Annotated in this window: 7 protein-coding genes, 1 tRNA gene and 1 riboswitch; of the genes, 2 read left to right on the forward strand and 6 right to left on the reverse strand. The window is 67.6% G+C overall.

Annotated features, from left to right (window positions below):
* Nucleotides 1-10 precede the first annotated feature (10 nt).
* Nucleotides 11-2,740 (reverse strand): phosphoenolpyruvate carboxylase, encoded by a 2,730-nt coding sequence (gene ppc / locus D9R12_RS12135; protein WP_122230817.1) that lies wholly within the window; start codon nt 2,738-2,740, stop codon nt 11-13.
* 101 nt (nt 2,741-2,841) lie between these two features.
* Nucleotides 2,842-2,933: riboswitch (S-adenosyl-L-homocysteine riboswitch) on the forward strand.
* Nucleotides 2,934-2,972: 39 nt separating this feature from the next.
* Here ppc and ahcY point away from each other — a divergent pair.
* Together ahcY and D9R12_RS12145 are read left to right on the forward strand one after the other, a co-directional pair.
* Nucleotides 2,973-4,415: an adenosylhomocysteinase gene (gene ahcY / locus D9R12_RS12140; RefSeq protein WP_122230819.1), complete on the forward strand. Its 1,443-nt coding sequence runs from the start codon at nt 2,973-2,975 to the stop codon at nt 4,413-4,415.
* 285 nt (nt 4,416-4,700) lie between these two features.
* Entirely contained in the window at nt 4,701-5,102 is a 402-nt protein-coding gene (locus D9R12_RS12145) for an H-NS histone family protein (RefSeq protein WP_014159782.1), read from the forward strand.
* 848 nt (nt 5,103-5,950) lie between these two features.
* Here D9R12_RS12145 and D9R12_RS12150 read toward each other — a convergent pair.
* The 5 genes from D9R12_RS12150 to dtd all read right to left on the reverse strand — a co-directional run bounded on the left by D9R12_RS12150 (nt 5,951) and on the right by dtd (nt 11,486).
* On the reverse strand, nt 5,951-6,439 hold the full coding sequence (locus tag D9R12_RS12150) for a GNAT family N-acetyltransferase (protein ID WP_122230821.1): 489 nt from the start codon (nt 6,437-6,439) through the stop codon (nt 5,951-5,953).
* Between the two features lie 27 nt (nt 6,440-6,466).
* Nucleotides 6,467-6,542, reverse strand: a tRNA-Ile gene (locus tag D9R12_RS12155).
* Nucleotides 6,543-6,604: 62 nt separating this feature from the next.
* Nucleotides 6,605-8,569, reverse strand: coding sequence for a glucans biosynthesis glucosyltransferase MdoH (gene mdoH / locus D9R12_RS12160; protein ID WP_280518419.1), 1,965 nt, complete (start codon nt 8,567-8,569; stop codon nt 6,605-6,607).
* 500 nt (nt 8,570-9,069) lie between these two features.
* The gene (rpoD, locus tag D9R12_RS12165; protein ID WP_122230823.1) at nt 9,070-10,935 is read right to left on the reverse strand and encodes an RNA polymerase sigma factor RpoD; all 1,866 of its coding nucleotides are present in this window, start codon (nt 10,933-10,935) and stop codon (nt 9,070-9,072) included.
* 113 nt (nt 10,936-11,048) lie between these two features.
* Complete coding sequence (dtd, locus tag D9R12_RS12170; RefSeq protein WP_122230825.1) at nt 11,049-11,486, reverse strand: D-aminoacyl-tRNA deacylase; 438 nt, start codon at nt 11,484-11,486, stop codon at nt 11,049-11,051.
* Between the last annotated feature and the right edge of the window lie 447 nt (nt 11,487-11,933).

Consider the following 11,933-nt stretch of genomic DNA (forward strand, 5'->3'; position numbering starts at 1 on the left):
GGGGGCGCGTTCAACCGGTGTTCTGCACGCCTTGCGAAACGCCGTTGACGCTGGCCACCAGCGCGCGCAGCAGGCCTTCGTCCTCGCGCCCGGCGGCGCGCCAGCGGCGCAGCAGGTCCACCTGCAGCAGGCTCATCGGGTCCACATACGGGTTGCGCAGGCGGATGGACAGGTCCAGGCGCTGGTCGTGCTGGAGCAGGGTGTCGCTGCCGTTCAGGCGCAGCAGCCATTGCCGGGTCAGCGCATGCTCGGCCTGGATCAGCGGAAAGAACCGCGCGTGCAGCTCGCCGGACAGCTGCGAGAACAGCGCGGCGATGCCCAGGTCGCCCTTGGCCAGCACCATTGCGATGTCGTCCAGGAAGGTGCGCACGAACGGCCAGTCGCGGCCCATCTCGCGCACTGCGTCCTCGCCGAACTCGGCCACCGCCGCGGCCAGGCCGCTGCCCACGCCGTACCAGCCGGGAATGGTGGCGCGCGCCTGGCTCCAGGCGAACACCCACGGGATCGCACGCAGGTTGTCCAGGGCCGCGTCCTGGCCCAGTCGGCGCGAGGGGCGCGAGCCCAGGGTCATGCGTTCGATCACGTCGATCGGGGTGGCGCTGCGGAAGTAGTCCATGAAGCCGGGCGCGCCGACGAAGTCCCGGTAGGCACGATTGCTGGCCCTGGACACGGTGTCCATGATCCTGCGCCACTGCGCCTCGCGCGGCTCGGGCGGACGCGGGCGGATGCTGGACACCAGCACCGCGCCCAGCGACTGCTCCAGCGAACGCACCGCCAGCGCGCGGATGCCGTACTTGCGGTGGATGACTTCGCCCTGCTCGGTCACGCGCAGGCGGCCATCGACGCTGCCGCGCGGGGAGGCATCCACCGCCCGGGTGGTCTTGCCGCCGCCGCGGCTGATCGAGCCGCCGCGGCCATGGAAGAAGGTCAGCCTGATGCCCAGCGCGTGCGCCGTTTCCAGCAGCTCCACCTGGCCACGCTGCAGGCCCCAACGCGAGGCGGTCGTGCCGCCGTCCTTGCCGCTGTCCGAATAGCCCAGCATCACCATCTGGGTGTCGCCGCGCGCGGCCAGGTGCCTGCGATAGACCGGATCGGTGGCCAGTTCGCGCAGCACTTCCGGGCCGTGGCGCAGGTCCTCCACGGTTTCAAACAGGGGCGCGATATCCAGCGGCACCTGGCCCTGATCGTCCACCAGCCCGCCGCGACGGGCCAGGGCGAGCACGGTCAGCACGTCGGCGCGGCTGTGCGCCATCGAGATGATGTAGGCGCCCAGCGCGTCGGCACCGTGCAGGCGCCGCGCCTGGCTCAACGCGGCGAACACCGCGTCCAGGCGCGAATTGCCCTCCTCCGTGCTGGCCGGCAGGACCTGTTCGCCCGCGGCATAGGGCTGCAGCAACTCGGCGCGCGCGCTGGCATCGCGTGCCTCCAAGCCGGCATCGCCCAGCGCCGCGGCGAGCGCGCGCGCATGCACGCCCGATTCCTGGCGCACATCCAGCCGCGCCAGATGGAAGCCGAAGGTGCGCACCCGCCAGGCCAGCCGCCGCACCGCGAACCAGCCGGCATGCACGCCGCGATTGGCTTCCAGGCTGTGCAGGATCAGCGCCACGTCCTGGCCGAAGGCCTCGGGCCCGGCATAGCCGCGATCCTGCTCGTCCAGGGTGGCGTGCAGGCGCGCACGCATCAGGTCCAACAGCAGGCGGTAAGGCATGTCGGCGTGGCGCGGACGGGCGCGGGCGGCCGCCTCCGGCAGCAGCGCGCGGTATTGGTCCACGCGCCGGAGCACCTCGGGTGAGACCTGCACCAGTTGCGTGGACTGACTGAGCAGGCTGCCCAGCGCCTTCAGCTCGGCCTGATAGCGATGCACGATCGCGTGCCGCTGCGCGCGCAGGGTCGCGGCAATGGTGCCGGCATCCACGTTCGGGTTGCCGTCCATGTCGCCGCCCACCCAGGTGCCGAAGCGCAACACGCGCGGCAGCTCCGGGGCGCTGCCGTAGGTTGCGGTGAAGGCGTGCTCCAGTGATTCGTAGAACACCGGAATGACCCGGTACAGCACTTCGGTCAGGTAGAAGCCGACATGCTCGCGCTCGTCGTCCACGGTCGGCCGCACCGGCGAGGAGTCGGCGGTCTGCCAGGCCGCGGTCAGCGCCATGCGAAAGCGCGCCGCATCGGTGGCCGCCTCGCCCGGCGTGCGCGCCCCGTCCAGCCCGGCGACCAGGCTGGCCACCATCAGCTGTTCCTTTTCCAGCAGCGCCCGGCGTACCGCCTCGGTCGGATGCGCGGTGAACACCGGCTCCAGGTCGATCCGCTCCAGCCAGGCGCTGGCTTCGGCCAGGTCCACGCCCTGCGCCCTGAGCTTGAGCAGGCTGGCATGCAGGCCTTCGGGCTGCGGCGCATCGCCCTGGCGCTGGTAATCGCGGCGGCGGCGGATGCGATGCACGCGCTCGGCGATGTTGACCACCTGGAAGTAGGCGCTGAAGGCACGGATCAGCGCCTGTGCGTCGCCGGCAGGCATGCCGGCCAGGGTCTGGGCCAGGCCCTGGGTGCTCTCGCCTTTCTGGCGACGGGCGATGGCGGCGGTGCGGATGGCCTCGACCTGGTCAAGGAACTCGGGCGAGACCTGCTCGGCCAACATGTCACCGACCACCGCGCCCAGCCGGCGCACGTCATCGCGCAGCGGCAGGTCGGGCGCGGCGTACTCGGAAACCGGCGAGGATGCCGACACAGTTGCAGATGAATTCATCGCGAGAGCCACGCTGACCTGGTCACAAGGGGACTTCAAGCCTACTGCAAGTGCCAGCGGCGCATTCATCCCTCGCCCTGAGGGGGCGATATACTGCGCGCCTCGCTCAAGGGGCGCTGCGACCTGACTTCGTGCCATGCACGCAACCCGGGCCAGGCTTGGCGATGACACCGCACAACGGCGCCCGGCAACCGCGAGCTTCCAGAGCCCGCCCTTGACCGGAGCACACTGCATGAACGCACGACTGAAGAGCTTTTCCACCGACGGCGACTACAAGGTTGCCGACATTGCCCTGGCCGACTGGGGCCGCAAGGAAATCGACATCGCCGAGCACGAGATGCCCGGGCTGATGTCCATCCGCCGCAAACACGCCACCAGCCTGCCGCTGAAGGGCGTGCGGGTGACCGGCTCGCTGCACATGACCATCCAGACCGCGGTGCTGATCGAGACGCTCAAGGACATTGGCGCCGACGTGCGCTGGGCCTCGTGCAACATCTTCTCCACCCAGGACCACGCCGCCGCGGCGATCGCCGCCACCGGCACGCCGGTGTTCGCCTGGAAGGGCGAGAGCCTGGAGGAGTACTGGGACTGCACCCTGGACGCGCTGACCTTCACCCTGGCCGACGGCACCCTGACCGGCCCGCAGCTGGTGGTGGACGACGGCGGCGATGTCACCCTGCTGATCCACAAGGGCTACGAGCTGGAAAATGGTTCCAGCTGGGTCGACGAGCCGGCCGCCTCGCACGAGGAAGGGGTGATCAAGGCCCTGCTCAAGCGCGTGGCCGTCGAGCGCCCGGGTTACTGGACCCGGGTGGTCGCCGACTGGAAGGGCGTCTCGGAAGAAACCACCACCGGCGTCCACCGCCTCTACCAGCTTGCCGAAGCAGGCAAGCTGCTGGTGCCGGCGATCAACGTCAACGACTCGGTCACCAAGTCCAAGTTCGACAACCTCTACGGCTGCCGCGAGTCGCTGGCCGATGGCCTCAAGCGCGCGATGGACGTGATGCTGGCCGGCAAGGTCGCCGTGGTCTGCGGCTACGGTGACGTGGGCAAGGGCTCGGCCCATTCGCTGCGCGCCTATGGTGCGCGCGTGATCGTCACCGAGATCGACCCGATCTGCGCGCTGCAGGCGGCGATGGAGGGTTTCGAGGTCAACACCGTCGAGGACAGCCTGGGCCAGGCCGACATCTACGTCACCACCACCGGCAACAAGGACATCATCACCCTGGCGCACATGCAGGCGATGAAGGACCAGGCCATCGTCTGCAACATCGGCCATTTCGACAACGAAATCCAGGTCGAGGCGCTGTATGCCTGCGGCGCGCAGCGCATCAACATCAAGCCGCAGGTGGACAAGTTCGTGTTCGCCGATGGCCACGCGATCTTCCTGCTGGCCGAAGGCCGCCTGGTCAACCTGGGCTGCGCGACCGGCCACCCGAGCTTCGTGATGTCCAACAGCTTCTCCAACCAGACCCTGGCGCAGATCGACCTGTGGCAGAACCGCGAGGTGTACGAAAAGGCCGTCTACCGCCTGCCCAAGCGGCTGGACGAGGAAGTGGCGCGCCTGCATCTGGAGAAGATCGGGGTCAAGCTCACCACCCTGACCAGGGAGCAGGCCGACTACCTGGGCGTGGACGTGGCCGGCCCGTACAAGCCGGAGCATTACCGCTACTGATCGACCTGCGGTGCCTTGCCGCGATGCAGGAAACGGGCGCCGCAGGGCGCCCGTTTTGCTGTTGCGCGACCGAAAGCCGCGCTGCGCATCCGGGCGATGCGCGTGCATCAAGGCCCGTGCCCGGCCGAAGCCCTCGGCCGGGCACGGGCGCGTCGGACGGCCGGCCGCGTTGCCTGCAGGCCACATCGCGACCGGATCAGGGCTTGATTGCAGGGACCTGATTGCCGGCGTGGGCGCAAGCGCCGAGAATGGCGACCACATTCCATCCCGGTGCATCCCAACCCCATGACGTCGAAAAACACCAACCTGGCCGCCATCGCCGAAGCCAAGGCCAAGCTGGCCGAAGAACTGCGCGCGCTGGAGGCTCAGGAAGTCGAGCTGCTCAGCCAGCAGTCCAGCGAGGCCTTCGAGCAGATCACCTCGCTGCTGAAGCACTTCGCCGAACAGTTCAATGCCAGGCAGAAGGCGGAAATCGCCGGTTACGTCGTGGCCGGCGCCAAGGCCAGGAAGCCCGCCACCGGCTCACGCCAGCAAGTGGCTCCCAAGTACTGGCTACCGCACACCGGCGAGACCTGGAGCGGCCGCGGACGCCCGCCGCGCGCGTTCTCCGCCTGGGAAGGCACCGCTGCCTATCACGAGTGGAAGAAGAACCATCCGGACGAGAAGTTCCCCAAGTTCCCCGGCTGAGCCGTGCCCCTACCGGCGCATGTCAAGGGAGTTATCGCCTGATTCATGCGGCTTTTGGAGTGTTCGGTCGCTGCCGCGACGGCCGCCTTGTCCCGGTATTCAACGCCATTGCGTCGATTACGATCCCGGTTTTGGGGGTTCGGCCGCTCCAACCTGCCGGGTTGGCTTGACGTGCTTGCTGGAACAGCACATTGCGCACCTGGCTGCTGGCCATGTAGCTGCCGGACCAGAGCAAGGCCCCCTGCCCGCGGCGGCGGGTGCGCCATCTGGGGGTGCGCCATCCGCGGTCATCCAGTCCCCCGCCACGAGCTGACGCCAGAAGTGGACCTGTCTCGTCGCCTGACCCGAGGGGATTCCATGAAGAAGTCCGGTTTTTATCCAGAGCCAGATCATCGCCGTGCTGAAGTGGTCGAGTTCGAGGCGACCGGCCTGCCGTTGGAGCAACTTCAATCCCAGCTCTACCTGCGGATCAGGGCAGGGCCAAGGGCGGAGGCGAGCGATTCGTCCCGCTCGATACGCCGGAGCGGATGGCGGCGCTGGCGCATGGTCAGCAGATCGCCGTGACCACGATGCCGCACATGGGCAACCCGGCCCGCGATCCCAGGTACACCCTGCACCGCTTCAGCCACGTCCTGGAGCGGTTCGGGATCACCTGGAGGGCGCGCTGGGCGTCACTGCGCACGCAACTGCATCACCAGGCGCTGATCGACCACTCCAGGCAGATCCCGGGTGGGGAGCCGCCGGCCCGTGGTGGCGCCGCCGCGCCAAGAGCGCTCGACCGGCCCGCCCGCTGGCGGACCTCGGCAGTCAAGTCGGTCAGTCGTGACACAGTGGCCCCTGTAACGTGTTCATACATTGCCCAACGACAAATACAACGTATGCGAATTCGCCGTGGCTTCGCGGAAGCCATAGGCGCGATAGAAACCGGCCGCGTCCTTGTGCAGCGCATCCACCAGCAGCACGCGCACACCTAGCTTGTCGCGCAGCCCCAGGCTACGCGCCACGGCATGCGCCAGCAGGTAGCCACCATGCCCCTTGCCCTGCTCACTGGTCGAGACGGCTAGTCGTCCCATGCGGATGGCCGGCGCCGGGTAGGTGGGCAGGCGCTTTCGATCCGCCTCCTGCAAGTCAGTGAGCAGAAGCTGGGCAGCGGACAGGCTGTAGTAACCGAGGATGCGGGCCGGATCGCCGTCATCCACCAGGACGTGCGTGGTGCTGATGCCGGCGCGATGGTGCTGGGCGGCCTGCTGCCGCAGGTAGGCATCCAGCGTGGGCTCGCCACACGCAAACCCCTCGCGGTCATGCCGCCTGGATTTGAGTTGCTCGACAACGAGCACGTATCAGACCTGTAGCGCAGGCGCGAATGGTGGGCCCACCAGGACTCGAACCTGGAACCAAAGGATTATGAGTCCTCTGCTCTAACCATTGAGCTATAGGCCCGCGGGGAGCGCATTGTACCGGCGGCGCTGGCGCCTGGCGCGCGTGGAAGGCTGCTGCTGCGGTCAGGCGCCGGGGGTTGAAGCGGCAGCGGCCGCCTCGGCTTCGGCCTCGATGCGCTGGCGCAGGCGAGCTGCGCGCACCAGGATCGGCGGCGGCACGGTTTCTTCCGGAATGCTGAGCAGGTGCAGGCGCCGCAGCAACCGGCCGGCGCCACGCGAGGACGTCAGCGCCACGATCGGGATGGAGCACACCAGGCCGATGATCACCGGCGACATCCAGGCCAGCAGTGCCGGCGAGACCACGTACGCCGCCGCGCCCATCAGCGCACCGAACAGCGACAGCCCACCGTAGCGGCGCACCAGCGTGGACCAGGGCATGCTGCCGTCATCGCGGCGCTGCGCGTCCCAGCCCGAGTCGCGCCCGGCCAGCACTTCGGCCACGCCACGCGATTGCACGTACATCACGATCGGCGCCATCAGCGCGGCCAGCACGCTCTCCACCAGGATGCTCACGACCATGCGCAGCGCGCCACCGCAGCCGCGGCGCACCTGGGGATCGGCCAGCGCGGCCAGGTAACCCATCACCTTGGGCGCGAACAGCGCGAACATCGTGGCAAGGAACACGTAGACGATGCGCTCGGGGTCCAGCGATCGCCAGTAGGACATCGGCGAGAAATGCTCCAGCGCCTGCAGGCTGACCAGCGCCCCGGCCTGTTCCAGCGGGATGGCGATGCCGATCAGCAGCATCATGGCCCACATCGGCGCGGTGAAGTAATGGCCGATGCCGATCATGAAATGGGTGCGGCTGATCCAGTGCAGGCCACGTGCGGGCAGCACCGCGATATGCTGGATGTTGCCCTGGCACCAGCGGCGATCGCGCACCAGCAGGTCGGTCAGCGACGGTGGGCCTTCCTCGAAACTGCCGCCCAGTGCCGGGGTCATGTGGCAGGCCCAGCCACCGCGGCGGATCAGCGCGGCCTCGACGAAGTCATGACTCAGCACATGCCCCCGGAACGGCCTGATGCCGCCCAGCTTGGGCAGGCCGGCGTGGTCGGCGAAGGCCTTGGTGCGGATGACCGCATTGTGGCCCCAGTAGTTGCTCTCAGTGCCGTGCCACCAGGCCACGCCGTGGGCGACTACCGGGCCATACACGCGCCCGGCGAACTGCTGCATGCGTGCGAACAGGGTGCTGCCGTTGACGATCAGCGGCAACGACTGGATCAGGCCCACGTCCGGGTGCTGCTCCATGCCCCAGGCCAGGCGCACGATGGTATCGCCGGTCATCAGGCTGTCCGCGTCCAGGATCAGCATCTGCGGGTAGGCGGCGCCAAACCGGCGCACCCACTCGGCAATATTGCCGGCCTTGCGCTCGACGTTGTCGGCGCGGTGGCGGTAGTAGAGATTGGTCGCCCCGCCCAGGCGCTCGCGCAGGCGATGGAACTCGATGACCTCTTCCATGCGGATCGCGCCGCGGGTGGTGTCGGACAGGATGAAGAAGTCGAACTGCGCCAGGCGCCCGGTATCGCGCACCGACTCGTAGATCGCCTGCAGGCCGGCCATCAGCCGCTGTGGCTCCTCGTTGTAGGTGGGCATCAACAGGGCGGTGCGCACGGTCGGGGTGGGCAGCGGATCCTCCGGGCGCAGGCCCAGCCGTCGCCGACGCCTGGTGACGATCAGCACGAAGCCGGCCAACGCGCTGACGAACGACAGCGCCACCCAGGCGAACAGCAGCGTGAACAGGGCGAGGAACACCACCTCCAGCACGCCCAGTCCGTCGGTGGCCATCACCCGGAACATCTGGTACAGCGCCACCAGGGTGATCGCCGCGGTCCCGCCGAAGATGTAGATCCGGCGCGCGACCATGTTGGGCGGCGCCGAGGGCATCGGCGGATTCTGCAGCTTGCCGGCGCGCAGCGACTGCTGCGGCATCGGCAGCGGCGCCGGCGGCGGCATCAGTTCGTAGGCCACCGCTTCTTCGCTGATGGGCGGCTCGACCTGCCAGACGTTGATGGGCGCGACGGTCTTCATTGGGTCCAGCACGGCGGCCGGTACTCCATGACAGGGGGAAGGGCGGCCGCGGCGACAGCGCATGGCAAGGACACCGGCAGCTGCCGGCGCGGCATCGCGATGCGGGCGCCTGGCGTCCGGGCCAGGTTCAAGGATGGGTTCAAGGACGCAATGACAGCGGGGGCATGGCTGCAAGAATACAGCTGCAGTGCAACAACCGCCGTGGACAGCTCAGGGCCGCGGCAGCACGACCTGGATGAAGTGGGGCCGGTGGGCCGTGTCGGGGACACCGGCCGCCGCGGCGTGGCGGCGGTGGCGGTGAAGGCTTCGCATCGGCGCACGCGTTTTCCTCAAGGTGGGGGGCAACGCCTGCCGATGCTACTGCGCGATGCGTTAGCGTCCGGGCGTGGTGGCGCCCATGGCCTGGGATGACAGAACCGGCCGGCCATCACGCAACAGGCCCGCCGATGGCGGGCCCGTGCGGACGGCAAGCCTTGCTCGCAAGGAATGCGTTCAGAGGATCAATCGATGTCCAGGAAGCTGCGCAGGGTTTCCGAGCGCGAGGGGTGACGCAGCTTGCGCAGGGCCTTGGCCTCGATCTGGCGGATGCGCTCGCGGGTGACATCGAACTGCTTGCCGACCTCCTCCAGGGTGTGGTCGGTGTTCATGTCGATGCCGAAGCGCATGCGCAGCACCTTGGCTTCCCGCGGGGTCAGGCCCGCGAGCACGTCGCGCACCGTTTCCATCAGGTTGATGTTGGTGGTGTTCTCCACCGGGGACTCCACGTTGGTGTCCTCGATGAAATCGCCCAGGTGCGAATCCTCGTCGTCGCCGATCGGGGTTTCCATGGAGATCGGTTCCTTGGCGATCTTCATGACCTTGCGGATCTTGTCCTCGGGCATGTCCATCTCCTTGGCCAGCTCCTCCGGCGTGGCCTCGCGGCCGTACTGCTGGAGCATCTGCCGGGAAATGCGGTTGAGCTTGTTGATCGTCTCGATCATGTGCACCGGGATGCGGATGGTGCGCGCCTGGTCGGCGATCGAGCGGGTGATGGCCTGGCGGATCCACCAGGTGGCGTAGGTGGAGAACTTGTAGCCGCGCCGGTATTCGAACTTGTCCACCGCCTTCATCAGGCCGATGTTGCCTTCCTGGATCAGGTCCAGGAACTGCAGGCCGCGGTTGGTGTACTTCTTGGCAATGGAGATCACCAGGCGCAGGTTGGCCTCGACCATTTCCTTCTTGGCCTTGCGTGCCTTGGCCTCGCCATAGGCCATCTGCCGGCTGATGTCCTTCAGCTCGGCCAGGCTCATGAACATCGCCTGCTCCACCGCGATGGTGGCCCGCTGCTCGGCGATGATCTGGTCCTTGACCTCACGCAGGCCGGAAGACCACTTCTGCTTGCGCTTGAGGGCTTCGTCGACCCATTCCAGGTTGGTCTGGTTGCCTTCCCACGAACGGATGAAGTCCTTGCGTGGCATCTTGGCAGTGACCGTGGACAGGTGCAGCACCCGGCGCTCCTGGTCCTTGATCTGCTGCAGCACCTCGCGCACGTTCTTGACCAGGGTATCGGTCAGCGCCAGTGGCAGCTTGAGGGTTACGAACATGTCGGCCATTTCCGCGCGCAGCTTGGCCCCGGCCTTGTTGTCGGCACCGGCCTTGGCGTAGCCCTTCTTGAACTTGGCCAGGGTCGAGGCCAGCATCTCCATGCGCCGGGCGACTTCCTCCGGATCCGGACCGGTCGGGCCGGCCTCTTCCTCGGCAGCATCCTCATCGACTTCCTCGTCGACGCTCTCGGCATCGGCCTCGTCGGTGGCGTCGACCGCATCGGCGACGACGGCCGGCGGTTCCGGCTCGTCGACCTGGTCGTTGAAGCCCACGATCACTTCGGCCAGACGCTTCTTGCCGGCCTTGTGCAGCTCGTAGTCTTCCAGAACGCTTTCGATGATGGACGGCAGCAGGCCCAGCGAGGCCTGGACCTTGCCCAGGCCTTCCTCGATGCGTTTGGCGATGGCGATTTCGCCCTCGCGGGTCAGCAGTTCGACCGTGCCCATCTCGCGCATGTACATGCGCACCGGGTCGGTGGTGCGGCCGCCTTCGGTATCCAGCGAGGTCAGCGCGGCAGCGGCTTCCTCAGCGGCGGTCTCGTCGACCTCGCGATTGCCCGAGGCCTCGCCGGCCAGCAGCAGGGTCTCGGCGTCCGGGGCCACTTCATGGACAGCGATGCCCATGCCGTTGATCATGCCGATGATGTCTTCGATCTGCTCCGGGTCGACCATGTCGTCGGGCAAGTGATCATTGACCTCGGCATAGGTCAGGTAGCCTTGTTCGAGGCCTTTGCTGATCAACAGCTTGATGTCGGATGCCTGGGCAGGACGTTCGTTGGCCATGAGTGCTTGCGCCGCCTTAAAGGAAAAGTCAGGAGAACCACGTATTATACCAGCCCGGCCGTGCTCAGTCTGGCCGCGTGGCGTTCAGGTTTCAGGGTCCTGCCGCGAAAAAATCAGCTCCGCAACAGGAAGGTCACCGGTCCGTCGTTGACCAGCTCCACCAACATGTGGGCGCCAAAGCGCCCGGTTTCCACCCCGGCGTAGCGTTGTCGGCAGATTTGCACCAGCTGGTTGAATCCGCGTTCAGCCTGTTCCGGTGGTGCGGCGGTGGTGAAGCTGGGCCGCATCCCCGAGCGCGTGTCGGCGGCCAGGGTGAACTGGCTGACCAGCAGCAACCCGCCGCCGGTCTCGGCCAGTGAGCGATTCATCTTGCCGGCCTGGTCAGCGAACACCCGATAGCCCAGCAGCCGTTCGGCCATGCGCGTGATCTGGGTCGGGCCGTCGTGCGGCTCCAGTGCCACCAGCGCAAGCAGGCCCGGGCCGATCGCACCGACGCGCTGCCCTTCCACCTCCACCGAAGCGCGGATCACGCGCTGGATCAGCGACAACATGGGAGCAGGCTTCCTTGGGGGGCGGACGGGCTGCACAAGGTGTGGACGCGCCGGCCGCTTTGCAATGACGGGCCTGCGGCATCTGCGCGGCCGCGCTGAACGCCCGGATCGAGCGCATGGCCCGGCGCGATCCAGCCCAGTACCCGTGGACCTACGCGTTACACGCTGCGGGCCGCCGGGCGGCGGCCAGGCCGATTCCCACCGGCCAGGCACTTGCATTGACGGGGCCGACGTGAACGGCTTGTTCGCGGCGGCTTGGCTGGACTGGGCAAGGGGCGCGTAGAGTGCCCTGCACCGTTCTGCCGTCGTGCTCGTGCCGGCAAGGGGCAATGACGGAAAATGGCCGTCCGCGCGCTGGTTCGTGTCCTCCGGCAAGGGCCGAAAGATGTGTCAGCGGTGAACAGCCGCTTATCATGGGCACCTGCATTTCATTGACAGAAGGATCAT

This window comes from Pseudoxanthomonas spadix, from assembly GCF_003703395.1.
GTDB lineage: Bacteria > Pseudomonadota > Gammaproteobacteria > Xanthomonadales > Xanthomonadaceae > Pseudoxanthomonas_A > Pseudoxanthomonas_A spadix.

Excerpts from the sequence above, each read along its gene's own strand:
- ppc (WP_122230817.1), bottom strand. The coding sequence starts at position 2,740 with ATGAATTCATCTGCAACTGTGTCGGCATCCTCGCCGGTTTCCGAGTAC.
- ahcY (WP_122230819.1), top strand. The coding sequence starts at position 2,973 with ATGAACGCACGACTGAAGAGCTTTTCCACCGACGGCGACTACAAGGTT.
- D9R12_RS12145 (WP_014159782.1), top strand. The coding sequence starts at position 4,701 with ATGACGTCGAAAAACACCAACCTGGCCGCCATCGCCGAAGCCAAGGCC.
- mdoH (WP_280518419.1), bottom strand. The coding sequence starts at position 8,569 with ATGAAGACCGTCGCGCCCATCAACGTCTGGCAGGTCGAGCCGCCCATC.
- rpoD (WP_122230823.1), bottom strand. The coding sequence starts at position 10,935 with ATGGCCAACGAACGTCCTGCCCAGGCATCCGACATCAAGCTGTTGATC.
- dtd (WP_122230825.1), bottom strand. The coding sequence starts at position 11,486 with ATGTTGTCGCTGATCCAGCGCGTGATCCGCGCTTCGGTGGAGGTGGAA.